The sequence below is a fragment of the Streptomyces sp. MS19 genome, from assembly GCF_047200595.1.
Taxonomy (GTDB): domain Bacteria; phylum Actinomycetota; class Actinomycetes; order Streptomycetales; family Streptomycetaceae; genus Streptomyces.
This window is the reverse complement of sequence record NZ_JBJZOH010000007.1, coordinates 167,943-193,714: the sequence shown is the minus strand read 5'-3', so window position 1 is coordinate 193,714 and position 25,772 is coordinate 167,943. Positions and strand designations below refer to the sequence as shown.

Here is a 25,772-nt window from a genome sequence, read left to right as displayed (position 1 = left end):
GCGAAAGATCCGCGAAAGAAGAGTTGCCCTGTTGTGACCCCAAGCCGCCTATAGTGTGGGCCAATTGCACCAGCACCACCCGTCTCCCGGCCCCAGGGATTCGTTCATGACAGCGCACATCCCCCCGGCGCGCCGCTGGACGGCGCGTCCCCCGCTACGGCCCGTACTCCTCGCCTCCGCGCTCACCACCGCTGTCGTCACGGCCGCCTGGCTGGCCGCCGTGCTCACCGCGCCCGCCTCCCACGTACGGCCCCTCGCCGCCGGAGCGGGCGTCGCCGGGGCCGCGCTCATCACCGCCGTCACGGTCGCCGTCCGCGCGACCGGCGCCCACCGCGCCCTGCGCCGCGCCGTCACCGAGACCGACAGGGACGTGGCGACGTTCGTCGGCGAGACGGTCCCCGACATGGTCGCCAGACTGCGCGGCGGCGCCTCGCCCGAGACCGTCCTCGCCGCCTGCCGCGAACCCGCCGACGAGGGGTCCCGGCAGGTCATGCGCGTCCTCGCCACCGAGATCGGCCGCAGCGAGGCGAGCCGCGCCGCCGCCATGGCCGCCTGCGCCAACGCCGCCGGACGCATGCAGGCCCTCGCCACCAGCACCCTCGCCAGCCTCCGCGAGATGGAGCACCGCCACACCGACGACGCCGTCCTGGAGGACCTGCTCCTCCTCGACCACCGCACCGCCCAGGCCGGACGGCTCGCCGACAGCATCGCCGTCCTCACCGGCGCACGCTCCGGCCGCCGCTGGCCCAGGCCGATCGGCATGGAGAGCGTCCTGCGCGGCGCCATGGGCCGCATCGGCAGCTACCAGCGCGTCCGCCTCCACTCCGCGCTCGACGTCGCCGTCGCCGGGCACGCCGCCGAGTCCGTCATGCACGCCCTCGCCGAACTGCTCGACAACGCCGCCAACTTCTCCCCGCCCACCGCCGAGGTCCACGTCTACACCGAACAGGTCCAGGCCGGGGTCGTCATCACCGTCGAGGACAGCGGCCTCGTGATGAGCGAGACCGCCCTGCGCCGCGCCGAACGCGCCGTCACCAGCGACGCCATCGACCTCACCACCCTCTCCGGAACGCGCCTCGGCCTCGCCGTCGTCGGCGCGCTGGCGCGCAAGCACGGCCTGTCCGTGTCGTTCCGCCCCTCCGCGCGCGGCGGCACCGGCGCGCTGCTCCTCGTCCCCCAGGAACTGATCAGCGCCCACCGGGCCGACGAACCGCAGGGCGCCGCCGCGCTGGAGACCGGCCGCACGGTACGCACCCGCCGCCTCGCCGCCGCCCCCAAACCCGCCGAACTCCCCCCGGCCCCCGCCGCGCCCCGGCCCGCGCCCGTCGTCATCGAACCGACCGCCCCGGCACCCACCGGACCCACCGGACCCGCGGGACCCACCGGCCTGCCGCAGCGCCGCCGCGGCCAGACCCTCACCGGCGACCGCGCCCCCGGCGCCACCCCCGCCGCGAACCGCGCCACGCCCGCCCGGCAGCACTCCCCCGCCGAATCGGCCGCCCGCTTCGGCGCGTTCCGCCGCGCCGTCCGCAGCGGCACCCAGGACACCAGCACACACGACACCGGCACAGCGAGCCCCGACACCGACAAGCCCATCGCGCACCCGGAGGACGACACCCCATGACAGCCCCCTACCCGGGTGCCCCCCAGCCGCGGACAGGCGGCGCCACCGGCACCGCCGACGACCGCCTCGCCTGGCTGCTGACCAACCTGGTCGGCCGCACCCCCGGCGCCCGCCACGCCCTGGTCCTCTCCCGCGACGGCCTCAAGCTCAGCCGCACCCCCGACCTGTCCGAGGACTCCGCCGACCAGCTCGCCGCCATCGCCGCCGGCATCCAGTCGCTGGCGCACGGCGCGTCCATCGAGTTCGGCGACGGCACCGGCGGCGTACGGCAGTCGATGACCGAGTTCTACGGCGGCCTGCTGTTCATCGTCGAGGCCGGCTCGGGGGCGCACCTCGCGCTCATCGCAGACGACGACGCCGACGCCGGGCTGATCGGCCACAACATGACCGAACTGGTCGAACAGCTCGGCGAGTACCTCAGCGCGGCGCCCCGGCGCGGCACGGCAGCGGGCGGCGACGGAGCATGACCCCGGCGGGGCGGGACGACGACGACCCCGCGCGGCTCTACACCCTGATCGGCGCGCGCGGCCGGGCCGCCCGCACCGCCGCCGCGTCGTTCGACCTCGTCACGCTCGTCGTGAGCGAGACCGAGCCGGCGCCCGGCATGCAGTCCGAGCACGTCCGCATCCTGCGCCGCTGCCGCCGCCCGGCCGCCGTCGTCGAGATCGCCGCCGAGCTCGGCCTGCCCGTCACCCTCGTCCGGATGATGCTCGGCGAACTGCTCGTCTCGGGCGGCATCTCCGTACGCCGTCCCCGCGCCGCCGCCGCACGGCCCGACGCCCAGACCCTCGAACAGGTGCTCGTTGGACTCCGCAACCTCTGACTCCCCCGCCCCGCTCCCCGGCCCCCCGCCCCTGGGCCCCGCGGTGGACACCGGTCTGAAGATCCTCATAGCCGGGGGCCTCGGCGCGGGCAAGACCACGCTCGTCCGCTCCGTCAGCGACATCAGGCCGCTGGACACGGAGGAGATCATGACCCGCGCCGGGCAGGACCTGGACGACCTGACGGGCGTGGCCGCCAAGGCGGGGACCACCGTCGCGTTCGACTTCGGCCGCATCGCGCTGGACGAGCGGACCGTCCTCTACCTCTTCGGCGCGCCGGGGCAGGAACGTTTCCGGTTCCTGTGGGACCGGCTCTTCACCGGCGCGCTCGGCGCGGTCGTCCTCGTGGACACGCGCCGGCTCGCCGAGTCCTGGTACGCCATCGACCGCCTCGAACAGCAGGGCACGCCCTTCGTCGTCGCGCACAACGACTTCGGCGGGCCCCGGCACAGCCACGCGTCGATCCGCGAGGCGCTCGACCTGCGCGCCGGCGTCCCCCTCGTGGACTGCGACGCGCGCGACCGCGCCTCGTGCAAAAACGTCCTCATCACCCTCGTGCACCACCTGGCAGGCCGGGAGGCCGCCGTATGACGACCCACCCCGGCGCCGTCCCCCTCGACGGCACGCGCCAGACGGGCGACCCCGCCGCGTACCACCGCGACCTGCGGCGCCGCCACGGCGCGGTCGTCCCCGTGACGCTGCACGGCGGCGCGCCCGCCTGGCTGGTCATCGGCTACCGCGAGGTCCACCACGTCACCAGCCACCCCGAGGTGTTCGCGCACGCCATCCCGGCCGCGCCGGAGGGCGACGCCCACGAACGGCGCGCGGGCGCGCTGGCCGCCGCGCTGGAAGCCGTCGGGCCGCTGTGGCTGCGGCGCACGGCCGAACGGATCGCGGACGGCCTGGTGGACCGTTTCTGCGCCAGCGGGGAGGCCGAGCTGACGGAGCAGTACGCCGCCCCCCTCACCGCCCGCGTCCTCACCGTGGTCTGCGGCTTCCCCGACGCCGAGGCCGCCGTCCCCACCGCCGCGCTCGCCGGGGACGGCACCGGCCTCGCCGCAGCCGTCGCCGACCTCGTCGCCCGCCGCCGCACCACCGCCCCGCCCCCGGGTACGGGCAACGGCGCCGGGGCCGACGTCGTGTCCCGCCTCCTCGCCGACCCACGCGCCCTCACCGACGAGGAGGTGACGCGCGACGTGACCACCCTGTGCACCATGGGCCACCGCCCCACCACCGACTGGATCGGCAACACCCTGCGCCTGATGCTGACCGACGACCGCTTCACCGCCCCGTTCTCCGGCGGCCGGCACCACGTCGGCGACGCCCTCCAGGAAGTCCTGTGGGACGACACCCCTGTCCCCAATGTCCTGGGCCGCCGCGCCACCCGCGCCACCCACCTCGGCGGACGCGACATCGCCGCCGGTGACCTGCTGATCCTGGGCCTCCAGGGCGCCAACAGCGACCCCGGCATCCGCCAGCCCACCGGCCCCGACGCCGAGGCCGCCTTCTGGGTCACGGGACTCACCGGCATCAGCACCGCAGGGAACCGCGCCTACCTCTCCTTCGGACACGGCGCGCACCGCTGCCCGTTCCCCGCCCAGGAGATCGCCGAGACGACCGCCCGCACCGCCGTCGACATCCTCCTCGACCGGCTGCCCGACATCGCCCCCACCGTCCGCGAAACCGCCCTCACCCGCCGCCCCACCCCCTGGCAGCGCGGCCTCACGGCACTGCCCGTGCGCTTCCGCCCCACCGCCCCGCGGGCGGACGGCGCCCGCTGAACGGGCGCGCCGGAGCGCGCCCCTGTTCACCCCCTGGTCGCGATGTGCGGGAGGGGCGCCGGAGGGACTACGCTCCGGCTCGTGGCCGATATCGAGATCCCCGCTGACATCAAGCCCGCCGACGGCCGGTTCGGCGCTGGCCCCTCCAAGGTGCGCACCGAGGCGCTCGCCGCCCTGGCCGCCACCGGCAGTTCCCTGCTCGGCACCTCCCACCGGCAGGCTCCCGTGAAGAACCTCGTCGGCCGGGTGCGGGAGGGCGTGCGCGCCCTGTTCTCGCTGCCCGAGGACTACGAGGTGGTGCTCGGCAACGGCGGCACCACCGCGTTCTGGGACGTGGCGACGCACGGTCTGGTCGAGGCCAAGTCGCAGCACCTGTCGTTCGGCGAGTTCTCGTCGAAGTTCGCCAAGGCCGCCGCCAAGGCGCCCTGGCTGGACGACCCGACGATCATCACCGCCGACCCCGGCACCCACCCGCAGCCGCGCGCCGAGCGCGGCGCCGACACGTACGCCTTCACGCACAACGAGACGTCCACCGGTGTCGCCGCGCCCCTCGCGCGCGTGCCCGGAGCCGACGACGGCTCGCTGGTGCTGGTGGACGCCACCTCGGGCGCGGGCGGCCTGCCGGTGGACATCACCGAGACGGACGTCTACTACTTCGCGCCGCAGAAGGTCTTCGCGGCCGACGGCGGCCTGTGGATCGGCGTGTTCTCCCCGGCGGCGCTGGCCCGCGCGGAGCGGATCGCCGCGTCCGGGCGGCACATCCCCGAGTTCTTCTCGCTGCCGACCGCGATCGACAACTCGAAGAAGAACCAGACGTACAACACCCCGGCCGTCTCCACCCTGTTCCTCATGGCCGACCAGCTGGACTGGATCAACGGGCAGGGCGGCCTGGACTGGGCGGTCGAGCGCACCGCCGACTCGTCCGGGCGGCTGTACACGTGGGCCGACAAGTCGGAGTACGCGACGCCGTTCGTGACGGACCCGGCGCAGCGTTCGCAGGTCATCGGGACGATCGACTTCGCGGACGGCGTGGACGCGGCGGCCGTCGCCAAGGTGCTGCGGGCCAACGGCATCGTGGACACCGAGCCGTACCGCAAGCTGGGCCGCAACCAGCTGCGGGTCGCGATGTTCCCGGCGATCTCCCCGGACGACGTCGAGGCCCTGACGCGCTGCGTGGACTACGTGATCGAACGCCTCTGACCCACACGGTACGTGCCCACCGGTGCCCGGCGTCCCCCGTGGGGGACGCCGGGCACCGGCACATGCGGCCCCCAGCCCCACGCCCAGCCACCGACAGCGAAACACCGGCACTGATGACAACAACCATCCAAGGCAAAGAAACAGCAAAGCCCCTCTAACGCCCCAGCTCACAAAGCCTCTTCCCCGCGCGAGCGGGGGTGTTCCGTCGTCGCGTACGGGCGGGGGGACCTTGAAGCGCTCTTCCCCGCGCGAGCGGGGGTGTTCCGGCTGAGGACATGCAGGAGGCCCTGTGGAGCCTCTCTTCCCCGCGCGAGCGGGGGTGTTCCGTCCCGGTCGGCCAGGCCGGAGTCGATGACGTCCTCTTCCCCGCGCGAGCGGGGGTGTTCCGATCATCGAGCACGAGAACTGGCGGACGCACAACTCTTCCCCGCGCGAGCGGGGGTGTTCCGAGTCGGGATTGGGATGGTCTGTGCTGAGCGTCCTCTTCCCCGCGCGAGCGGGGGTGTTCCGGTGATGGTGTGCTCCAGAGCAGTGCGGCGGTTCTCTTCCCCGCGCGAGCGGGGGTGTTCCGTCGGCGCGGCACGGCGGTTCGCGCCAGCCGGGCTCTTCCCCGCGCGAGCGGGGGTGTTCCGGGGAGACGGCAGGGCCCGGCGCACGCTTGACGCTCTTCCCCGCGCGAGCGGGGGTGTTCCGCGAGGAGATGGCGGCCTGGCTGCCCAGCCGCGACGAGGCGCGCGAGGCCGTCACCGCCCTGATCCACCACCTCTCCGGCGGCGACCAGCGCGAACTGGTCCTCACCCACGAGCTGTACACCCTGGCGGCCCGTCAGCCCGCCTACCGCGAGCTGACGCACGCCTGGATGAGCCGCAGCCGCCGCATCCTGGAGCGGCACTTCGACCCGGCGACGGCCCGTCAGCTGGACGCGCTGATCGAGGGCATGTCGATCCACCGCGCCCTGGACACCGAGCCGCACGACCGTGCGCTGACCGCCGACGCCGTCGCCCGCATCGTGGCCGGCGCCCCCGGTCGCGAGCCCACGGTGTCGGCCGTCGCCGCGCGGAGCCGCTGACCCGCGGCGGGACGTCCGGCGCGACGCAGATCACACCGCAGATCACGAATCGGTTTCGGTCATATCGCACACCGGCCTTCACAAGACCGGTCCCGGGTGACTAGCGTGCAGCGCCAGTAGGCCCGCCGGAACGCTGAGGAGGCCACGGCCTTGGGTAACCACCGCAAGCCGCGCACCGGAGTGCTGGACACCCCCGCGGCCCGCCGTGGCGCGATCGGCGTGGGCGCCGCCGCGCTGGCCTCCGCGTCGCTGCTCGCCCAGCCCGCGTCGGCCGACGACGCCGATCCCCCGTCGGTCGAGGAGCAGCGCGAACGGGCCGACGACGCGCGCGCCCGCGCCCGCGACGTCCGGGCGGAGGTGGACGCCCTCTACCGCGAGGCCGGGACGGCGACGCAGCGGTACAACGAGGCGCAGGAGGCCGTGGACGAGCAGGAGGAGTCCGTCGAGCGGCTTCTCGGCGACGCGGCGGAGGCCGAGGACCGCGTGAACGAGGCGCGCCGCACCCTCGGCGCGTACGCCGCCGCCCAGTACCGGCACGGCACCGGCCTGTCCGACACGGCGCACCTGCTGCTGTCCGACGATCCGCGGAGCTTCTTCGCGGGCCGCCACACCCTCAACCGGCTGGGCGACGTGCAGCAGCAGGCGCTGGAGGACTTCACCGCCGAGCGGCGCGACGCCGAGACGCGCCGCCTGGACGCGGCGGACGCGCTGGCCGGTCTGGAGGACTCCCGCGCGGAGGCGCAGACGCGCAAGGAGGAGGTGCAGGGCCGGCTCGCGGAGGCGCAGCGGCTGCTCAACGAGCTGTCGGCGGAGGAGGAGGCCGAGCTCGCCGAGCTGGAGCGCCTGGAGCGCGAGGAGGCCGAACGCGCCGCCGCCGAGGCGGCCGAGGCCGCCGAGCGCGAGCGGGCGGCGCGCGAGGAGGCGGCCAGGGCGGCCGCCGCCGAGGAGGAGGCGCAGGGCGGGACGCCCGCCGACACCCCGCCGCCCGCCAGCGGCGACACGGGCACGTCGAGCCGTGCCGAGCAGGCCATCGCGTTCGCCGAGACGCAGCTCGGCAAGCCGTATGTGATGGGCGGCACGGGCCCGAACAGCTGGGACTGCTCGGGGCTGACGCAGGCCGCCTGGCGCGCGGCGGGCGTCGAACTGCCGCGCGTCACCTGGGACCAGGTCAACGCGGGCACCTCCGTCCCCCGCGACCAACTGCGGCCGGGCGACCTGGTGTTCTTCTACGCGGACATCAGCCACGTCGGCCTGTACATCGGCGACGGCATGATGATCCATGCCCCGAAGCCCGGCGCGTACGTGCGCTACGAGTCGATCGACTACATGCCCTTCCACAGCGCCCGCCGCCCCGCCTGACCCGTGGGGCAGGAGCTGGTGCTGGCCGGCGTGTCCGGTCTTGTCGCGCTCGCCGGTGTGCTGCTGAGCGCGCGGACGGCGCGGCGGCAGTCGGTGCTGACGGCGCGCATGGAGGACGAACGGGCGCGGCGCGCGCGGAGCGAGGAGCGCTCCGACCTGATGGCGCTGCACCGCGACCCGCTGCTGTGGGCGGCGTTCGAACTTCAATCGCGCCTCTACAACATGGTGGTGCAGGAGTTCGGCCCGTACACGGACAGGACGCGGGAGTACGCGCTGCGCAGCACGCTGTTCGTGTTCGCGCAGTACTTCTGCTGCGTGGAGATGCTGCGGCGGCGCATTCAATTCCTCGATCTGGGCGACAGGGCGGACAACCGGCGGATCATGCGGCTGATCTCCCGCATCGACGGGCTGGTGGGGGCGTACGACGTGGAGGACGCGCGGCAGCTCGTCGTGTTCCGGCACGAGCAGCGGGGGATCGGCGAGGTGATGGTCGTCGCCGACGGGGGCGACGGCGCCGGTCAACGGTGCATGGGGTACGCGGAGTTCTCGTCGCGGCTCGGCGATCCGGAGTTCGCGCGGTGGATGCGTCCGCTGGCCGACTACTGGGCGCTCTGGGCCGACGGGACCGCCGCGCGGGACAAACTCGTCGCACTCCAGCATTACTTGATGGACCTGATCGACTTCCTCGACCCCGGCATCGACCGCTTCCCCGACGCGCGGCGCTCTCGCGTCCCGTCCCCGGAGGGGTGAACGCACCGGTGTCCGGCGCCCGCGCGGCGGCGCGGGTGCCGGGCACCGGCGGTCCTGGACATCAGGCCGTGGCGGGGACCTTCGCGTCCGGGGTCTCCTCCGGCGCCGCGCCGGCCGTCGCGCCGCGTACGGGCGGGATCAGCGCCGCGACGGCCGCCGCGACGAGCGCGACGCCGCAGCCGATCAGCATCCCGGCGCGGAAGCCGTCCTCGGACGGCAGGGTGAAGCCGCCCAGGGAGACGGTCATCTGCGACAGCACGACGCCCACCACGGCGGCCGACACCGACGTGCCGAGCGAGCGCATCAGGGTGTTGAAACTGTTCGCTGAAGCCGTCTCCGACAGGGGCACGGCGCTCATGATGAGCGCGGGCATCGCGCCGTACGCGAGGCCGACGCCGCTGTTGCAGATCAGGGTGACGGCCAGCACGCCCCACGTGGAGCCGAGCAGCAGCAGCGAGCTGCCGTAGCCGGCCGCGATCACCAGCGCGCCCGTGACCAGCGTGAACTTCGGTCCGCGCGCCGCCGACAGCATGCCGCCGAGCGGCGAGACGACCATCATCATCAGCCCGGCGGGGGCCATCCACAGGCCCATGGCCAGCATCGACTGCCCGAGCCCGTAGCCGGTCTCGTCCGGCAGCTGGAGCAGCTGCGGGACGATCAGCGCCTGCGCGTACATGCCGAAGCCGACGAGGACGGACGCGGCGTTCGTCAGCAGGACGCGCCGCCGCGCGGTCACGCGCAGGTCCACGAGGGGGTCGCGGGTGCGCAGTTCCCAGGCGCCCCAGGCGAGCAGCAGGACGGCGGCGGCGGCGAAGAGGCCGAGCGTCAGCCCGTCGCCCCAGCCCCAGTCGGCGCCCTTGGAGACGGGCAGCAGCAGGCAGACCAGGCCGGCGCCGAGGCCGAACGCGCCGACGTAGTCGAAGCGGCCCCGGTCGCGGACCGGTGAGGCGGGGACGAACGACCAGACCATCGCCGCGATGGCGACCGTCAGCGCCGCCGAGCCCCAGAACAGGGCGCGCCAGTCCGCGTACTCGGCGACCGCCGCCGCGATCGGCAGGCCGAGCCCGCCGCCGATGCCCATGGACGCGCTGACCAGCGCGATGGACGACCCGAGCTTCTCCTGCGGCAGCACGTCCCGCAGCAGGCTGATGCCGAGCGGCACGATGCCCATCCCCATGCCCTGGAGGCCGCGCCCGGCGATCATCGGCACGACGGACGTGGCGACCGCGCAGACCAGCGACCCCGCCAGCAGCGGCACGCAGCAGGCGAGCAGCACGCGGCGTTTGCCGAGCAGGTCGCCGAGACGTCCGCTGATGGGGACGAAGACGGCGCCGGACAGCAGGGTCGCGGTGATCACCCAGGAGGAGTTGGAGGGCGAGGTGTCGAGGATGCGCGGGAGGTCGCCGATCAGCGGGGTGACGAGCGTCTGCATGATCGCCGCGACGGTGCCCGCGAGGGCGAGCGTGGCGACGATGCCACCCGTACGGGTGGCGGTCTTGGGGCCGTCCATGGGCAGGGAACTCCTCGGTCGGTGGTACGTGCGTACGAGCGCGACGGTGCACTCTACACGCTCAATGCATCATGCACGTTGCATGCACGATGCACGCCACTGGCATACTGAGGAGACGTGAGACGTGCGCGCGGGCGCACACCCCGCCGGAGAGGACGACGGACATGCCGGGCCCCACGCACAGAGTCGAGTTCGAGCAGATGGTGCTCGGACGGCACACCTTCCTGCGGCCCGGCGGCACGCGCCCCAAGGGCACCGACCTCGACCGCAGCGCGTACATCCTGCTCAGCCGCCTCGACATGCAGGGGGCGATGTCGATCGGCGAGCTGAGCGACGCGTTCGGCCTCAACCACTCGACGCTCAACCGGCAGACCGCCGCCGTGGTGCGGGACGGCCTGGTCGAGCGCATCCCCGACCCGGCGGGCGGCATGGCGCGCAAGTTCCGCATCACCGCGCGGGGGCGCCGGGAGCTGGAGACCGCGCGCCAGGCGCACGTGGCGGCGCTCGACCGCGTGATGGCGGACTGGAGCGACGACGACGTGGCGGCGTTCGCCACCTACCTCCAGCGCTTCAACACGGACATTGAACGCCTCGACGGCCGCCCCTGGCCACGCCCCTGACACGACCCCACGGCCGCCCCCGCCTCAGCTCCTGCGCAGCATCATGACGACGGCGACGATGATGACGATCAGCAGGATGGTTCCCAGGCTGACGTACATGGGCGTGCCCCTTTCTCCGGTCCGACGGACACCCTCGGTGCCACGCAACCCCTGGTGCCCCGGCTCGCCGATTCCACCAGCCCGGCCCGTATCCTTTGCCCGCCCATGACCCGCCCGGGGGCTACGCGGCGAGGGCCTGGAGGAGGCTGTTCGCGAAGGCTGTCGGAATTTCGACGGCGCCCAGGTGGCCGCCCGGGAATTCGGACAGGTCGCGGCCCGTCAGTTCGGCCAGGCGTGCGGCGGGGCCGTAGAGCGGGGTGATGCCGCGCGACGCGTGGCCCGCCGCCGGGACGAGGCGGTCGGCCGCCGCCGCCAGCGCGTCCACGTCGGGCGTGCTGCCGGTGAAGGGGCAGAGCACGTGTTCCAGGAAGTAGGGCGTGTTCGCGTGCATGCGCGGCGCCATCTCCGCGATCCACGGCGGCAGTTCCGTCACCTCGGCCGCCGTGCGCCCCCCGCCGCCGAGACCGGCCGCCATCCGTTCCATCGCCGCCCCGGCGCCCTCCGCGCGGAACGTGTCCCGGACGCCGGTGAACAGCGCGCGGTGCGGCGCCGGTTCCGCCAGCAGTTCCACGAGCGGCGGCTCGTGCGCCACGACCCGCCGCAGTCGTTCCGGGTGCCGGGCGAGCAGGCCGAGCGCGGCGATCGCGCCCGAGCTGCTGCCGAAGACGGACGCCTCGGCGCCCGGCGCCACGTGGTCCAGCAGCCGGTGCGCGTCGTCCGCCCAGACGGACACGCGCTGGTCGCCCGGCGGCCCTTCGAGGGGGCTGCGCGACATGCCGCGCGGGTCGTAGGTGACGACGGTGTACGAGGCGGCGAGCAGCGGCGCCATGCCCGCGTACATCCCGGCGTCCCCGGCCCCGCCGGGTATCAGCAGCAGGACGGGCCCTTCGCCGCGCACCTCGTGGTGCAGGGCCGCGCCGGGCACGGCGAGGGTGTGGGGGGCGTTCATGGGCGTGCGCTCCGTTCCTGGGCGGTGGACGGCCAGTTCTCCAGCAGGACGTGCAGCGCCTCCAGGGACCGGGCCCATGAGTCGTCGAGCCGCCGGGTGTGCTGGAAGCCGCCGCCGAGTTCGAGGTGGATGAAGCCGTGGAACGCGCTGCGCAGCAGCCGTCCCGCGTCGGTCAGGTCGGGCTCGGTGAGGCCGTAGGCGCGGAGCATGCCGTACGTGAGGTCGATGCTGCGCAGCAGCTCGGCGGTGTCGGTGATCTCCTCGGGCGTGATGCGCAGCTGGGTGGCGGCGTAGCGGCCGGGGTGGGCGAGGGCGTAGTCGCGGTACGCGTCGGCGAAGGCGGTCAGGGCGTCCTTGCCCGCGCGGCCCGCGACGGCGGCGGCGATGCGGTCGTTCAGCTCGGCCGAGGCGGCCATGGCGACGCGGACGTGCAGGTCGCGGACGTTCCTGACGTGCGCGTACAGGCTCGCGTCCTTCACGCCGAAGCGGCGGGCGAGCGCGGACAGGGTGACCTTGTCGATGCCCTGCTCGTCGGCCAGCTCGGCGGCGGCCGCCGTGAGCCGGGCGGGTGTCAGTCCGGCGCGGACCACGGGCGCCACCTCCTCGAACCTGGGGCTTGCAGGCAGAAACCTAACATGCCTAGGTTTGTGAGGGCGCGCCGAAGCGGGGGGGGTGTGGGGAGGGGGGTCAGCCGATGGCCGCCGCGACCACGACGACGGCGAGCAGTGCCACCAGCGCTGCGGTGACGATGCGGGTCCTGGTCCTGGCGTTCACCCGTCCAACGGTACGCCCAGCCGCCACTCCGCCTCCGTCGTGTACGGGAGTCCGTCCGTGCCGCCCATCAGCAGCAGCCGCTCCACGCGCCACTCCCCCGTCCGCAGCCCGGCCAGCGCCGCCGTGTACGGGGCGAGGACGCCGCCGCGCCCGCCGCGCGCGAGGGTGAGGTGCGGCCGGTACGCGGGGTGCCGTTCGTCTTCCTGGCGCGGCACGGCGCCCGCGAGCCGTACGAGCGCGCCCGTGTCGCCCGTCACCCCGGCCCACAGCACGCGCTCCCCGAACGCCCCGGCGCCCGCGAGCCCCAGCGTGAACGGGCCGGTGAGCGCCGCCGTCCGCGCGAGCCCGGCGAGCAGCCGGGACCGTTCCTCCGGGGTGCGCTCCCCGTAGAAGGCGAGGGTGACGTGCCAGTCGGCCGGGTCGTTCCAGCGGAGCGTGTCCGCGCCCGGCAGGCCGCGCAGCCCGGCGACCCGCGCCCGCAGTTCCCGGACGACCTCCTCGGACGGCACCACCGCCGCGAACAGCCTCATGCCCCGGATCATCCCCGCCCGCCGCCCGTATGATCAACCGCCATGCAGATCAGACGAGGTGGGCCGGACGACGTACCCGCGATGCTGGGGATGCTGGACAGCGCGGTGGAGTGGCTCGTCGCACGCGGCCGGACGGGGCAGTGGGGCACCGAGCCGTGGTCCACGCGCGAGGGGCTGCCGGAGCGCGTCGCCGGGTACGTGCGGGACGGCGAGACGTGGATCGCGGAGCTGGACGGGGTGCCCGCCGGGGCGATGGTGCTGCTGCCCGCGCCGCGCGCCCACGTGCGCCCGGCGGACGAGCCGGAGGTCTACGTGCAGCTGCTCGTCGCGCACCGGCGCTTCGAGGGCCGGGGCGTCGGGGCGGCGCTGCTGCGGCACGCGGTCGGGGAGGCGCGGCGCAAGGGCGTGGACCTGCTGCGGGTGGACTGCTACGCGGGGGGTGACGGCGCGCTGGTGGCGTACTACACGGGCCAGGGCTTCGCGCCCGTCGAGACGTTCGCGGTCGGCGAGTGGCAGGGCCAGGTGCTGGGGCGGCGCGTCCTCACGGGCGGCCAGGTCTGACGGAACGGCCCGGCGCACCCGCGGGGGTGTGCCGGGCCGTCGCGCGCCGTCAGGCGGTGGCGGTCAGCTTGCCGCGGTCGCGCGGGACGAACGCGACCCGCCGCCGCCCGGCGCGCAGCGAGATCTCCAGGCGCAGCCCGCCGATCCTGGCGAGGACGAGCGCCACGCCCATCGCGGACAGCAGGCAGATGACGCCGCCCGACGCCATGCCGAGGCGGGCGCCGAACTGGTCGGTGATCCAGCCCGTCAGCGGTCCGCCGATCGGGGTGCCGCCGACGAACACCATCATGAACAGGCTGATGACCCGGCCGCGCATGGCGGGGTCACTGGCCAGCTGGATGCTGGAGTTCGCCGTGACCTGGAACGTGAGCGACGCGATGCCGACCAGCGGCATCACCAGGGCGAAGACCCAGAACGAGGGCGCGAGCGACGCCGCCGTCAGCGCGACGCCGAACAGCGCGCCGGCCGCCACCGTGAACCGCATCCGCCGGCTGCCGCGCCGCGCGGCGAACAGGGCGCCGACCACGGACCCGGCGGCCATCAGCGAGTTCAGCAGGCCGTACGTCCCGGCCTCGGAGTGGAACACCGTGTCGGTGAACGCGACCAGCCAGATCGCCGCGTTGAACCCGAAGGTGCCGATGAAGCCGACCAGGACGATCAGCCACAGCAGGTCCGGGCGGCTGCCGACGTAGCGCAGGCCCTCGCGCAGCTGGCCCTTGCCGCGCGGGGTGCGCTCGGCGGGGTTCAGCTCGGCGGTGCGCATCATCAGCAGGCCGATGACGGGCGCGGCGAACGACAGGCCGTTGAGGAGGAACGCCCAGCCGGAGCCGACCGCGGAGATCATCACACCGGCGACGGCGGGGCCGACGAGGCGGGCGGACTGGAAGTTCGCCGAGTTGAGCGAGACCGCGTTGCGCAGCAGGCGCGGCCCGACCATGTCGGAGACGAACGTCTGCCGCGCCGGGTTGTCCACCACCGTGACCATGCCGACGACGAACGCGACGGCGTAGACGTGCCAGACGTTGACGACGCCGGTGAACGTGAGGACGGCCAGCGTCAGTCCCGTGACGCCGAGCGCGACCTGGGTGCCGAGCAGCAGGCGCCGCTTGTCGAGGCGGTCGGCGAGGACGCCCCCGTAGAGGCCGAACAGCAGCATCGGGAGGAACTGGAGCGCCATCGTGATGCCCACGGCGGCGGCGGAGCCGGTCAGTTCGTGGACCAGCCAGTCCTGGGCGATGCGCTGCATCCACGTCCCGATGTTGGAGACGGAGGAGCCCAGGAAGTGGATCCGGTAGTTGCGGACCCGGAAGGAGCTGAAGGTGGATATCTTGTCGGTCGTCAGGGGTGCGGGTGCGGAGTCTGCTCCGGGTCCCGGACTCAAAAGTCAACACTCCTTCGTGCGAAACAGTCGTGCGGTGTTTCGGCGGTGCGGTGGTTCTGCGGTGCGGTCGTCCTGCGGTCCTTCTTCGGTGCGGCTCAGAGGTGCGCGAGCTTGTGGAGCACGGGCGCCGCGTCGCGGAGCGCGGCCCACTCCTCCTCGTCCAGCTCGGCGGCGAGGCCGGCCAGCCAGGCGTTGCGCCGGCTGCGGCTCGCCTCCAGCACCTCCTCGGCCTGGTCGGTGACGGCGACGAGCTTCTGCCGCCGGTCGTCCGGGTGGGGTGTCAGCTCGATCAGTCCGCGCTCCTGGAGGAGCGTGATGATGCGGGTCATGGACGGCGGCTGGACGTGCTCCTTGCGGGCCAGTTCGCCGGGGGCGAGCGGTCCGCAGCGGGCGAGGGTGCCCAGCGCGGACAGTTCGGCCAGCCCCAGCGTGCGGTCCCCGCTGAGGTGCCGCATCCGCCGGGAGAGCCGCAGGACGCCCATCCGCAGCGCGTTGACCGCCTCGGCGTCCTCGGGATCGTCCAGCTTCAGCTCGGGCATGCACCACCGCCATCACTCATTAGCTTGTCTAACGAAAGATATTACGCCCATATGACTGCGTACATTCCTGTTCGGCCGTCGGAGTGACGCATCGCACGAGACCTCCACGCCGCGCACACCCCCGGCGGCCCCGGGGACCCCGCGCATCCCCCGAGTACGCTTGCGCCATGCGCTGGGCGAATCTGACCGACGGCAAACGCGAGGCCCCCGAGCCCCTGGAGGGCCCGGTGGTCGGCACCATCGTCACCGGCACCGCCGTCTGGGCCGTCCTCTTCGTCGCCCAGCTCCCCTTCTACGGCTGGTTCGACGACCACGGGCACACGTGGTGGCTGTGGTGCTGTCTGGCGGGCGCGGGCCTCGGCACGTTCGGCATCTGGTTCGTCCGCCGCCGCGACGCCGCGATCCGCGCGGCCCGGGAGCGTCAGGCCGACTGAGCGCGACCGCCCGGCTACCTTCGTCGCATGACGGAGAACGGGGCGGCGCCCGGACTGTCCGCGGCCGAGGTCGCCGAACGCGTCCGGGACGGCCGGGTGAACGACATCCCCACCCGTTCCTCCCGCTCCGTCGGCGAGATCGTCCGCGCCAACGTCTTCACCTTCTTCAACGGCCTGATGGGCACACTGTTCCTCGTCGTCCTGGTCGTCGGCCCGCTCCAGGACGCGCTGTTCGGCTTCATCGTCATCGCCAACGCCGCCATCGGCATCGTGCAGGAGCTGCGCGCCAAGCACACCCTCGACAGCCTCGCCGTCGTCGGCGAGTCACGCCCCGCCGTACGCCGCGACGGCCGCACCGCGCGCGTCGCGCAGCACGAGATCGTGCTCGGCGACCTGATCGAGCTGGGCCCCGGCGACAAGGCGCCGGTGGACGGCACCGTGACCGAGGCCGACAGCCTGGAGATGGACGAGTCCCTGCTGACCGGCGAGGCCGACCCGGTCGTCAGACGGCCGGGCGACGCGATCCTGTCCGGCAGCTTCGTCACCTCGGGCGGCGGCGCGTTCACCGCGACCCGCGTCGGGCGCGAGGCGTACGCCGCCCGGCTCGCGGACGAGGCGTCGCGCTTCACGCTGGTCCACTCCGAGCTGCGCACCGGCATCGGCCGCATCCTGCGCTACTGCGTCGGCATCATGATCCCGGCCGCGCTCGGCCTGATCCTGAGCCAGCTGCTGGTGGAGCGCGCCGACGTGCGCGAGGCGATCCGCCGGATGGTCGCCGGGATCGTCGTCATGGTGCCGGAGGGCCTTGTCCTCATCACGTCGGTCGCCTTCGCGGTGGGCGTGGTGCGGCTCGGGCGCCGCCAGTGCCTCGTGCAGGAACTGCCCGCGATCGAGGGCCTGGCGCGCGTGGACACGGTCTGCCTCGACAAGACCGGCACGCTCACCGAGGGCGGCATGGACCTGGCGGAGCTGCACGCGCTCGGCGGCACGTCCGAGGAGTGCGCGCGCCGCGTCCTCGGCGCGCTGGGCGCCGCCGACCGGCGTCCGAACGCGAGCCTGCGCGCCATCGCCGACGCCTGCCCGCCGCCGGACGGCCTGCGGGCGGCGGACACCCTCCCGTTCTCCTCGGCCCGCAAGTACAGCGGCGCGGTCCTCACCGGCGGCGACGGCGCCGGCACCTGGCTGCTCGGCGCGCCCGACGTGCTGCTGCCGGAAGGCCATCCACAGCTTGTGGAAACCGAACGGCTGAACGCGCGGGGCCTGCGCGTCCTCCTCCTCGCCGCCAGTGACCGCGCCCTGGACGCCCCGGCGGACGCCCGGCGGCACCCGCCGGAACCGGCCGCGCTCGTCGTGCTCGAACAGCGCGTACGCCCCGAGGCCGCCGCGACACTGCGGTACTTCGCGGACCAGGACGTCGCCGCCAAGATCGTCTCGGGCGACAACGCCGTGTCGGTCGGCGCGGTGGCCGCCCGCCTCGGCGTGCCGGGCGCGGACCACCCGGTGGACGCGCGGACGCTGCCGGAGGACGACGGCGGGGACGGCGAGGCGGCCGTCGAACGGGCCACCGTCCTCGGCCGCGTCACCCCCGAGCAGAAGCGCGCCCTCGTCCACGCCCTCCGCGCACGCGGCCACACCGTCGCCATGACAGGCGACGGCGTGAACGACGCGCTGGCCCTCAAGGACGCGGACATCGGCGTCGCCATGGGCTCGGGGTCGGAGGCCACCCGCGCGGTGGCGCAGATCGTGCTGATGGACGACGACTTCACCACCCTCCCCTCCGTCGTCGCCGAGGGCCGCCGCGTCATCGGGAACATCGAGCGGGTCGCCGGCCTCTTCCTCACCAAGACGGTCTACTCGGTGGTGATGGCCGTCGCCGTCATCTGCACGGCCGTGCCCTACCCGTTCCTCCCCCGCCACCTGACGCTGCTGTCCGCGCTGACCATCGGCATCCCCGCCTTCTTCCTGGCGCTCGCGCCCACCACGGAACGGGCGCGGCCCCGGTTCGTGCGGCGCGTGCTGCGGATCGCCGTGCCGTTCGGCCTGATCGCGGGCGTCGCGACGTTCACCGTCTACCTGCTCGCGCGCGGGCACTACGCGGGGCGGACGGACGGCGCGCTGCGGGCCGAGACGAGCGCGGCGACGCTGACGCTGTTCCTGATCACGCTGTGGGTGGTCGTGATCATCGCGAGGCCGCTGACGTGGTGGCGCGTGCTGCTGGTCGCGGCGATGGGCGCGGCGTTCCTGCTGGTGATGGCCGTGCCGTGGCTCCAGCGGTTCTTCGAACTGCGGCTCGCGGGCTGGTTCCTGCCGTGGACGGCCGTGGGGGTGGCGGTGGCGGCGTGCGTGCTGCTCGAAGTGGTCGTTCGGGTGCGCCGCGCCCGCGCGGACCGGAATCCGGAGTAGTCTCCCCGCCATGACGCAATTCGTACTGGTGTCCGGTGCATGGCTGGACGAACGGGCGTGGTCGGACGTCGTCCCGCACCTGCGGGCGGCCGGGCACGGCGCCCATCCGCTGACGCTCTCGGGGCTCGGCGCGCGGCAGGGCGTCCCGGCGGGGCAGCGGACGCACGTCGAGGACATCACCGGCGCGATCGAGGCGCGGGACCTGCGCGAGGTCGTCCTCGTCGGCCACAGCTACTCGGGCATCCCGGTCGGGCAGGCCGCGGCGCGGATCGGCGACCGGCTCGCCCGCGTCGTGTACGTGGACGCGAACATCCCGATCGACGGCAGCGCCTTCGCCAACCCGTCGGGCAGGGGGGCGGAGATCTTCGCCGCGATCGAGGCGCACGACGGCGTCTGGCCGCCGCCCGCGCCGGCCGAGTTCGGAGGCCAGGGCCTCACCGAGGCGCAGCTCGCCCGCCTCCTGGCCGAGGCCGCGCCACACCCGGGCGCCCCGCTGACCGAACCCGCCGTCCTGGACCGTTCACTGTCCGAACTGCCCACGACCTACGTGAAATGCCTGCTGGACTGGCCCGAACCGTTCCCCGAGGTCGTGGAGTTGCTGACCGGCCCCCGGTGGGAGCTGGTCGAGATGGACACCGGCCACTGGCCGATGTACTCGCGGCCACGCGAACTCGCCGACGTCCTGCTCGCGGCGGCCGCGAGGAAGCGCCCCTGACCGTCGCGCCGCCGGGCTCAGGCCGGGCAGGGGTCGCGCCAGGCGTCCAGGTCGAGGCGCTTCACCATCGAGCTGAAGCCGAGCGCCGTCGTCTCCGCGCAGAACTCGTCGGCCGCCAGGTCGTATTCGACGTGGAACACGGCTTTGTCCTGCTCGATGAACGGCAGCAGCAGCGCGCACTCGCCGAACGCCGCGCACTCCTCGCTCACCGCGAAGTCGAAGTCGTCCACCAGCTCGGCGGCCTGCGCGCCGTCGTTCTTCAGGCCGACCGACAGGCCGCGCTCGTGGGCGAGTTCCGCGACCATGCGGTTGAACGCGAGCTGGTCGTCCGCCGTCAGCGGGAAGCCGGTGTCATTCGTCCAGCCCTCCAGCAGGTCGGGCTCCACCGCGTCGAAGCCCTTGTCGCGGCACATGTCGAAGCGTGCGGCCAGCAGCGGGCGCAGCGTGTCGAGTGCGCGGATGTCGAACCAGCGCTCGCCCGGCCAGCCGTTGCCCTCGCCGAGCAGTTCCTCCGGGAACGCGTCGGCGTCGGGGCGGAAGTCCTCCCAGGCGCCCGCGTTGACGTAGCAGATGACGCGGGTGCCGCGCTCGTGCAGCTCGGCGACCTGCGCGGCGCTCGTCTCGAAGCCGTCCACGTCGTACACCGGCACGTCCACGGTCGTGTCGAGCGTGCCGGACAGCTGCCACTGCCAGGGCGTGCCGGGCGCGGGCCGCCAGAACTCCGCGACGGCGGACTCCGGTTCGGGCTCGCGCTCGGGCTCCGGGTCACTGTCTCCGCCGCAGGCCGCCAGGGCGAACGCCGGCAGCGCGGCGACCAGGGCGGCCCGCGCGCCGGTCAGTCGAACCACCGGGCCGTCTCCAGTTCCGCCGCCCGCGCCGGGTCCTCCAGCAGCGCCGCCAGCTCGAAGCGGCGCGGCCAGCGGCCCGTCGCCCAGGCGAGCCCGGCCGCGAGGCCCTCGAACGTCGCCGCGTGCAGCACGCCGTCCGCCGTCAGCCGCCACTCGATCTCCGTGCCGTCCACGACGAGTTCGTCGTGCTCGACATAGGTGGCCGGGGTGTCGGTGCCCAGCAGCTCGCGGGCCGCCTCCGGCACCTCCCGTTCCGTGCCGTCCTCGGGCGGCGGCGCGGGCAGCGCGGCGCTGAGCGGCCGCACGTCCAGGACCGCCGCCAGGTCGGCGGCCAGCTCCGGCGGTACGGGCAGCAGCGCCCGGCCCGTCGCCAGCGGCAGCAGGTCGGGGGCGTCGGCGACCAGCGCCGACGCCGCGGGGACGACGCGGGGCTCGCCGTCCACGACGGCCCGCAGCTCGTCGGGCAGCGTGACGGCCTCCGGGTCGAGCTCGGCCACCAGGGCGTAGAGACCGTGCAGTTGGGCGGGCGTCACCGCCACGTCCGGGTCGGCCAGGCGCGCGAGCAGGTCGGCCGCGCCGCCCGGCTCGGCGAGCAGCGCGCGGGCGCTGGTCCGCACGCCGAGGGCGTGCAGCACCTCGTCGTCCACGTCGGCCGTGTCCGCGTCCTCGTAGAGCCCGGCGAGCAGCGGGTCTCCCCCGGCGGCGCGCAGCCCCGCCGGCCGCCGCCCGTCGAGGACGGGCGCCCCACGCAGCCACCAGGCGGTGTACGAACGCGCCCGCTCCACCGTGCCGTCCGGCATGCGTACGCGCAGCGGCGTCGTGAGGGCGGCGCGCAGCGCGGGCGAGCCGGAGATCAGGGCGAGGGCCCGCGGCCAGGCGGCGTCGTCCACGAGTTCCAGGTCGCGGATGCCGACGACCTCGGTGGCGACCGGCGGCAGATCCGCGTCGGGCAGGGCGTCGAGGACCTCCTCGCACCAGACGTCCACGGAGTCGAGCAGTCCGACGTCGTCGGGCTCGTCCCAGGAGGAGTCGCGCGGTTCGAGGTCGTCCGGGTCGAGCACGACGTCGGAGGCGCGCACGGTCGCGAAGTCGGCCTGCACGCCCACGGCGGCCAGGGTCACGGCGCCCCACTCGGCCGCCAACGCGTCGTCGCAGGCGGGCAGTTCACCGGCACGCATGATCCCGGCGAACGGGCTGCCGGGCAGCACGAGGTCGGCGGCGGGCGACAGTTCGCCGTCCTCGTCGGGCAAGGCGAGCGCGGACAGCCACGGCTCGTCGCCGGGCCCGAGGCCCGCGTCCCGCACCAACGCCAGGACGATCCCGGCCAGTTCGGCGGCCGGTACGGCGTCCTCGTCCCACACGTCCGGGTCCGGGTCGGCCGACGCGGCGACGGCGGCCCGCACCTGAGGGCTCGTCAGGACGGCGCGCGGCGTCGCGGGCGCGGCGCCGAGCTTCTCCAGCAGCGGGTGCGCCGCCTCGGGGTGGGCGATCCTCAGCCCGAGCCGCCCGAGGTCCGCCGGGTCGGTCCCCGGCACGGGCAGCAGGACGCGGCTCGGCCCGATGGTGGTGCGGCCGTCCGCGAGCGGCACCGGGAGGCCCGTCAGCAGTTCCGGATCGACCCCGGCCAGCGACTCGTACAGCCGCCACCACCACTCGGCGGGCCGCTCCACGCCCACGAGCCGGTCGATCGCCTCGCCGAGCGGTACGCGCGCCACCTCCAGGACCCGCAGCTCCGCGCGCCGTTCGAGCCCGGCGGGCAGCAGGACGGGGAACAGCTCGGCGAGCACGGCGACGGTCTCCGCGCCCGCCCGTTCCACCAGCTCGGCCTCCCTGGGCCGCAGCGCCTCGGGCGCGCCCTCGGCGTGCGGCGCGGCGCCCGGGAGGAACGCGGCGCCGGGCAGCCGGTCGAGCAGCGACGCCCGCAGCGCGCCGTCGAGTTCGCCGCGCCCGAGGGGCCCGGGGACGAGGGCGAGCGTCCCGGTGGTGACGGGCCGCCAGTCGGTGAGGAGGGAGACGTAGGTGTCGGCGGCGCGTTCCAGCAGGAAGTCGGTGAGGGGGCCGGGCGCGACGTGCCGCCGCGTCGGTTCGAGGGGGAAGCTGGCGATCAGCAGGGCGGGCAGGCCGAGCGCGTCGTCGGTGGGCGTCGGGGCGTGGACGACGGGCGCGCTCGCGGGCGCGGCGGGGGCGCCCTCGGCGTCGACGGGGACGGCCCAGGTGACGGACCAGTGGGTGCGTTCGCGCTCTTCGAGCGGCCGGTCGGCCATCAGCTCGGGTGCGGCCTCCCCGCCGGCGGTGGCGACGCGCCAGCGGGTGGACCGTACGGCGCTGCCGGCCGGTCCCGGCTCCTCGGTGATCTGCGTGTACGGGCCGAACTGGGCGCGGGTCAGGGTACGTCGGCCGCTCGGGGTGGTGACGGTGATCTCGGTCAGCCCGGGGAGGGCGAGCAGCAGCGTGTCGTCCACGGCGTCGAGCAGCCGGTTGGCGAGGTCCTCGGCGGCGGCGTCGCGCAGGGGCAGGCGGACGGCCGTGTCGTAGCCCTGGGGGACGGCCGCGTCCGGGTCGGGGAACGGCAGCCGCAGCAGGGGTACGGCGTGCCGCTGCCCGGCGCGGCGGTCCAGCTCGGCGTGCAGCGCGTCGTTGTCCTCGGCGGTGGCGCGGGCCAGTTCGGCGGCCTCGCGCAGCGACCAGCGGATACCGCCGCCGCCCGCGCTGGCGACGGCGGGCTCGTCGCTGACGGTGAGGACGGCGGCGAAGCCGACGCCGAAGCGGCCCACGGTGCCGCCTGGTCCCTCAGGGTCGCGCTTCGCGGAGGCACGCAGGGTGGACAGGGACTCGGCGCCCGCCGCGTCGAGGGGGGCGCCGGTGTTGGCGGCGGTGAGGACGCCGTCGCGCAGGTCGAGCAGCAGGCGGCCCTCCGCGTCGGCGCGGGCCGCGGCGTCGGCGGCGTTCTGCGCCAGCTCGACGACGAGCCGGTCGCGGTAGCCGCCGCGCGCCAGGTCCTCCTCGGCGTTGGCGTCCTCGCGGAACCTGGCCGACGAGGCGGTCCATGCGCTCAGCACACCGGAACGCAGGCGTCCGGTGCCGAAGGGATCGTCGTGCTGGTCGGTCGTCACGGGAGCGACAGTACCGGGTACGCGGACCCCCGCCGGATGCCGGTGCGCGGCCCCACCTGCCGCCCCTGGTCAGCGCCCCGGCCACCCCCGGGACACCCGCCCGCGGCACGCGCGGGCGAGGGCGTCAGAGCGGGTCGGCGCCGAGGTGGTCGATGACCGGCGGCGGGGGCTGCTGGTGCTTCGGCTGCTCCGCGTCCGAGTGGGCGCCGCAACCGTAGGCGAGCGACACGACCCGCCCGTCCGCCGGGGAGTACTCGTTCGCGCACACCCCGAACGCCTGGCGCAGCGAGCCCGCCAGCGGCAGCAGGAAGCCGCAGCTGACGCACCCGGCGGGCGCCGCCTGCGCCATCGCCGTCTCCGGCCCGAACGCCTCCTCCCACCGGTCGGCGGCCTCCTGCGCGCCGAGCCACGACAGGACGCGCGGGCGGCCGAAGCCGAGCTGGAGCGCGACGTCGGTGACGGTGGCGCGTTCGGCCGTCTCCTGTTCGGGGGCCGTGGCCTCCCAGCCCGGTTCGAGGCGGGGGTCGTCGTCCTCGGCGGGCAGCAGGTCGCCGGGGCCGAGGTCGCCGGGGCGCAGCCGTTCGTGCCAGGGCACCCAGGCGGGCGCGAGCAGCGAGTCAGGGCCGGGTGTGAGCGTGACCTCGTCCACCGTGACGTACTTGGCGCGCGCCGCGCGGGTGACGGTCACGCCCCAGCGCCAGCCGGAGTAGCCGGGGTCCTCGGCGGCGAAGAGGTGGGTCACCAGCCGGTCGCCCTCGGCGACGGCACCGAGATACGCGCCGAGCGGCTGCGGGTGCGCCGCCTCCGCGGCTGCTTCGCGGGCCACGTCCACCGCCTCGGCGCAGAGCCGGTCGGGCGTACGGCTTCGCATCCCAGCATTCACGAGAACTCTCTCTCCTCCGCCGTCGTACCGGTGCGGGCGCCTGAGGGCGAACGGAGCCGACGGAGCGGACGCTGGGGACCGCTGCGACGTCATGCTGAACGAGGCAAGGCGCACCGGACGCCCACGCTACCGCACACCCCGACCGGCCGACGCGCGCGTCCCGCGACGGGGGGACGGGCGCCCGGACGGCTGTAGCGGACCCGTACGGATGCGTGACGGGCGGCGGGGTAGACGGAACGGCACAACACGCCGCCGGTTCCCCGGCGGAGGCGGGCGGCGTGCCCTGTCGGCCCTCTCGAACAGCGACGTACCCGCCGCGGAAACCCAGGTAAATGCCATGCGCGAAGCACGAACCGCCGGGCCCGCTGCCCGTAGGCTTGAGGCCGTGGCTGGTGGCAGCTCGTCCGACACCCAGAACAAGACCGGCTCGGGCCGCCTGGCCCGCACGGCCCGGGTGGGCGGGCACGCCCTGCGGGCCTTCCCCGTGTTCGTCGGCCGCCGCATCAGGCGGGCGACGACGGCCGAGGGCGCGGGCGAGTCGGGCCTGTCCAAGCTGATCGAGCTGCACGCGGTGCACTCGGCCGGGGACATGCTCATCACGATGGCGCTCGCCTCGACCATCTTCTTCTCCGTGCCGACGGCGGAGGCGCGCGGCCGGGTGGCGCTGTACCTGGCGATCACGATGGCGCCGTTCATCCTCCTCGCGCCGGTCATCGGGCCGCTGCTGGACCGGGTGCCGCACGGCCGCCGCGCGGCGATGGCGGCGGCGCTGCTGGCGCGCGGCGTGCTGGCGCTGGTCATCGCGGGCGCGGTGGCGGGCGGTGGCCTGGCGCTGTATCCGGCGGCGCTCGGCGTCCTGGTGTGCTCGAAGGCGTACAACATCGTGCGGGCCGCGGTGGTGCCACGGCTGCTGCCGTCGCGCGTCTCCCTCGTCAAGGCGAACGCGCGGATAACGCTGACGGGTCTGATCTCCGCCGGCGCCGCCGCGCCCGTGGGTCTGGCGCTGGGCGCGCTGGGCTCGCGGTGGCCGCTGTACGCCGCCTGCGCCGTCACCGTGACGGGCGCGTTCCTCTCCTTCCGCCTCCCGGGGCAGGTGGACCTGGCGCGCGGCGAGCGGACGTACCACCTGGCGGAGCTGCGGGAGACGCGCGCCGCGCTCGCGCGGGAGCGTGACGACGGCGCGCGGGGCGGGCTGCTGCGGGCGCCGGGCTCGTCGGTGGCGAAGGCGCTGCTGGCGAACGCGTCGCTGCGGGCGCTGTCGGGCTTCCTGCTGTTCTTCATGGCGTTCCTGCTGCGCACGGAGTCGCTGCCGGGGCTGTCGGCGGCGTTCTCGCTTGGCCTGGTGGGCCTGGCGGCGGGCGCGGGCAACGCGGCGGGCAACCTGCTGGGCAGCTGGCTGCGCGACCGGGCGCCCGAGCTGATCCTGCTGACGATGCTGCTGACGGCGCTGACGGTGACGACGGCGGCGGCGGTCGCGTACAGCGCGGTGACGGTGGTGGCGGTCTGCGCGGTGGCGGGGATCTGCCAGGCGATGGGCAAGCTGTCGCTGGACGCGATGATCCAGCGGGACGTGCCGGAGGTGGTGCGGACGTCGGCGTTCGCGCGGTCGGAGACGGCGGTGCAGATGTCGTGGGTGGTGGGCGGCGCGATCGGCATCTCGCTGCCGCTGGACGGGACGCTGGGCATGGCGGTGGCGGCCGTCCTGGTGCTGGTGGGGACGGTGCTGGCGACGCGCGGCCTGCTGAGCGCCGCGCGGCGCGGCACGCCGCACCCCCGCGTCCGGTGACGTCCCGGCGCGCGGGTACCCTG

At 74.7% G+C, this 25,772-nt stretch carries 24 protein-coding genes, 1 pseudogene and 1 CRISPR repeat array; of the genes and pseudogenes, 15 read left to right on the top strand and 10 right to left on the bottom strand.

The genetic code is table 11. The annotated features are described in order from the left end of the window. The first annotated feature begins 106 nt into the window (after positions 1-106). From ACL02R_RS10560 to ACL02R_RS10520, 9 genes and pseudogenes are all read left to right on the top strand, one after another. Positions 107-1,624, top strand: coding sequence for a sensor histidine kinase (locus ACL02R_RS10560; RefSeq protein WP_412796586.1), 1,518 nt, complete (start codon positions 107-109; stop codon positions 1,622-1,624). Continuing rightward, a complete protein-coding gene (locus ACL02R_RS10555) occupies positions 1,621-2,091 on the top strand; it encodes a roadblock/LC7 domain-containing protein (protein ID WP_412796585.1) in 471 nt (156 codons plus the stop codon). The genes ACL02R_RS10560 and ACL02R_RS10555 overlap by 4 nt, the downstream gene beginning before the upstream one ends. After that, entirely contained in the window at positions 2,088-2,447 is a 360-nt protein-coding gene (locus tag ACL02R_RS10550; RefSeq protein WP_412796584.1) for a DUF742 domain-containing protein, read from the top strand. Before ACL02R_RS10555 ends, ACL02R_RS10550 begins: the two co-directional genes overlap by 4 nt. Further along, entirely contained in the window at positions 2,428-3,036 is a 609-nt protein-coding gene (locus ACL02R_RS10545) for a GTP-binding protein (RefSeq protein WP_412796583.1), read from the top strand. The genes ACL02R_RS10550 and ACL02R_RS10545 overlap by 20 nt, the downstream gene beginning before the upstream one ends. Then, on the top strand, positions 3,033-4,226 hold the full coding sequence (locus ACL02R_RS10540) for a cytochrome P450 (protein ID WP_412796582.1): 1,194 nt from the start codon (positions 3,033-3,035) through the stop codon (positions 4,224-4,226). Before ACL02R_RS10545 ends, ACL02R_RS10540 begins: the two co-directional genes overlap by 4 nt. An 81-nt stretch (positions 4,227-4,307) precedes the next feature. Further along, positions 4,308-5,426, top strand: a complete 1,119-nt coding sequence (gene serC, locus ACL02R_RS10535) for a phosphoserine transaminase (RefSeq protein WP_412796581.1) — start codon at positions 4,308-4,310, stop codon at positions 5,424-5,426. A 176-nt stretch (positions 5,427-5,602) separates the two neighbouring features. Continuing rightward, positions 5,603-6,119: direct repeats of the CRISPR family, unit length 29 nt; unit sequence CTCTTCCCCGCGCGAGCGGGGGTGTTCCG. Between the two features lie 28 nt (positions 6,120-6,147). Then, positions 6,148-6,495: pseudogene (locus ACL02R_RS10530) on the top strand (TetR/AcrR family transcriptional regulator); the annotation flags it as partial. Between the two features lie 150 nt (positions 6,496-6,645). Beyond that, positions 6,646-7,854: an NlpC/P60 family protein gene (locus ACL02R_RS10525; RefSeq protein WP_412796580.1), complete on the top strand. Its 1,209-nt coding sequence runs from the start codon at positions 6,646-6,648 to the stop codon at positions 7,852-7,854. A 3-nt stretch (positions 7,855-7,857) separates the two neighbouring features. Further along, a complete protein-coding gene (locus tag ACL02R_RS10520; RefSeq protein WP_412796579.1) occupies positions 7,858-8,604 on the top strand; it encodes a hypothetical protein in 747 nt (248 codons plus the stop codon). A gap of 61 nt (positions 8,605-8,665) precedes the next feature. On the opposite strand, the gene ACL02R_RS10515 is transcribed toward ACL02R_RS10520, so the two are convergent. Beyond that, positions 8,666-10,114, bottom strand: a complete 1,449-nt coding sequence (locus tag ACL02R_RS10515; RefSeq protein WP_412796578.1) for an MFS transporter — start codon at positions 10,112-10,114, stop codon at positions 8,666-8,668. A 164-nt stretch (positions 10,115-10,278) separates the two neighbouring features. Here ACL02R_RS10515 and ACL02R_RS10510 point away from each other — a divergent pair, with 164 nt between their 5' ends. Continuing rightward, complete coding sequence (locus ACL02R_RS10510; RefSeq protein ID WP_412796577.1) at positions 10,279-10,734, top strand: MarR family winged helix-turn-helix transcriptional regulator; 456 nt, start codon at positions 10,279-10,281, stop codon at positions 10,732-10,734. Positions 10,735-10,758: 24 nt separating this feature from the next. On the opposite strand, the gene ACL02R_RS10505 is transcribed toward ACL02R_RS10510, so the two are convergent. The 4 genes from ACL02R_RS10505 to thpR all read right to left on the bottom strand — a co-directional run bounded on the left by ACL02R_RS10505 (position 10,759) and on the right by thpR (position 13,086). After that, positions 10,759-10,881 (bottom strand): hypothetical protein, encoded by a 123-nt coding sequence (locus tag ACL02R_RS10505; protein ID WP_412796576.1) that lies wholly within the window; start codon positions 10,879-10,881, stop codon positions 10,759-10,761. 73 nt (positions 10,882-10,954) lie between these two features. Further along, positions 10,955-11,782, bottom strand: a complete 828-nt coding sequence (locus ACL02R_RS10500) for an alpha/beta fold hydrolase (RefSeq protein WP_412796575.1) — start codon at positions 11,780-11,782, stop codon at positions 10,955-10,957. Beyond that, positions 11,779-12,372, bottom strand: coding sequence for a TetR/AcrR family transcriptional regulator (locus tag ACL02R_RS10495; RefSeq protein ID WP_412796622.1), 594 nt, complete (start codon positions 12,370-12,372; stop codon positions 11,779-11,781). Before ACL02R_RS10495 ends, ACL02R_RS10500 begins: the two co-directional genes overlap by 4 nt. A gap of 180 nt (positions 12,373-12,552) precedes the next feature. Further along, complete coding sequence (thpR, locus tag ACL02R_RS10490; protein ID WP_412796574.1) at positions 12,553-13,086, bottom strand: RNA 2',3'-cyclic phosphodiesterase; 534 nt, start codon at positions 13,084-13,086, stop codon at positions 12,553-12,555. Positions 13,087-13,128: 42 nt separating this feature from the next. Between thpR and ACL02R_RS10485 the strand changes: the two genes are divergently transcribed. Further along, complete coding sequence (locus ACL02R_RS10485; protein WP_412796573.1) at positions 13,129-13,647, top strand: N-acetyltransferase family protein; 519 nt, start codon at positions 13,129-13,131, stop codon at positions 13,645-13,647. A gap of 49 nt (positions 13,648-13,696) precedes the next feature. On the opposite strand, the gene ACL02R_RS10480 is transcribed toward ACL02R_RS10485, so the two are convergent. Both ACL02R_RS10480 and ACL02R_RS10475 read right to left on the bottom strand, forming a co-directional pair. Beyond that, on the bottom strand, positions 13,697-15,028 hold the full coding sequence (locus tag ACL02R_RS10480; protein ID WP_412796572.1) for an MFS transporter: 1,332 nt from the start codon (positions 15,026-15,028) through the stop codon (positions 13,697-13,699). A 95-nt stretch (positions 15,029-15,123) separates the two neighbouring features. Further along, a complete protein-coding gene (locus tag ACL02R_RS10475) occupies positions 15,124-15,567 on the bottom strand; it encodes a MarR family winged helix-turn-helix transcriptional regulator (RefSeq protein ID WP_412796571.1) in 444 nt (147 codons plus the stop codon). Between the two features lie 167 nt (positions 15,568-15,734). Between ACL02R_RS10475 and ACL02R_RS10470 the strand changes: the two genes are divergently transcribed. The 3 genes from ACL02R_RS10470 to ACL02R_RS10460 are packed head-to-tail and all read left to right on the top strand — an operon-like array spanning position 15,735 to position 19,119. After that, a complete protein-coding gene (locus ACL02R_RS10470; protein ID WP_412796570.1) occupies positions 15,735-16,001 on the top strand; it encodes a DUF2530 domain-containing protein in 267 nt (88 codons plus the stop codon). A 27-nt stretch (positions 16,002-16,028) separates the two neighbouring features. After that, positions 16,029-18,404: an HAD-IC family P-type ATPase gene (locus ACL02R_RS10465; RefSeq protein WP_412796569.1), complete on the top strand. Its 2,376-nt coding sequence runs from the start codon at positions 16,029-16,031 to the stop codon at positions 18,402-18,404. Positions 18,405-18,414: 10 nt separating this feature from the next. Continuing rightward, the gene (locus ACL02R_RS10460) at positions 18,415-19,119 is read left to right on the top strand and encodes an alpha/beta fold hydrolase (protein WP_412796568.1); all 705 of its coding nucleotides are present in this window, start codon (positions 18,415-18,417) and stop codon (positions 19,117-19,119) included. A gap of 17 nt (positions 19,120-19,136) precedes the next feature. Here the strand turns inward: ACL02R_RS10460 and ACL02R_RS10455 are convergent, their stop codons facing one another. From ACL02R_RS10455 to ACL02R_RS10445, 3 genes are all read right to left on the bottom strand, one after another. Then, a complete protein-coding gene (locus ACL02R_RS10455) occupies positions 19,137-19,958 on the bottom strand; it encodes an endo alpha-1,4 polygalactosaminidase (RefSeq protein WP_412796621.1) in 822 nt (273 codons plus the stop codon). After that, the gene (locus ACL02R_RS10450; protein WP_412796567.1) at positions 19,955-23,080 is read right to left on the bottom strand and encodes a sacsin N-terminal ATP-binding-like domain-containing protein; all 3,126 of its coding nucleotides are present in this window, start codon (positions 23,078-23,080) and stop codon (positions 19,955-19,957) included. Before ACL02R_RS10450 ends, ACL02R_RS10455 begins: the two co-directional genes overlap by 4 nt. A 124-nt stretch (positions 23,081-23,204) precedes the next feature. Continuing rightward, complete coding sequence (locus ACL02R_RS10445; RefSeq protein ID WP_412796566.1) at positions 23,205-23,951, bottom strand: DUF3027 domain-containing protein; 747 nt, start codon at positions 23,949-23,951, stop codon at positions 23,205-23,207. A 349-nt stretch (positions 23,952-24,300) separates the two neighbouring features. Between ACL02R_RS10445 and ACL02R_RS10440 the strand changes: the two genes are divergently transcribed. Further along, complete coding sequence (locus ACL02R_RS10440; protein WP_412796565.1) at positions 24,301-25,749, top strand: MFS transporter; 1,449 nt, start codon at positions 24,301-24,303, stop codon at positions 25,747-25,749. Positions 25,750-25,772: the final 23 nt, after the last annotated feature.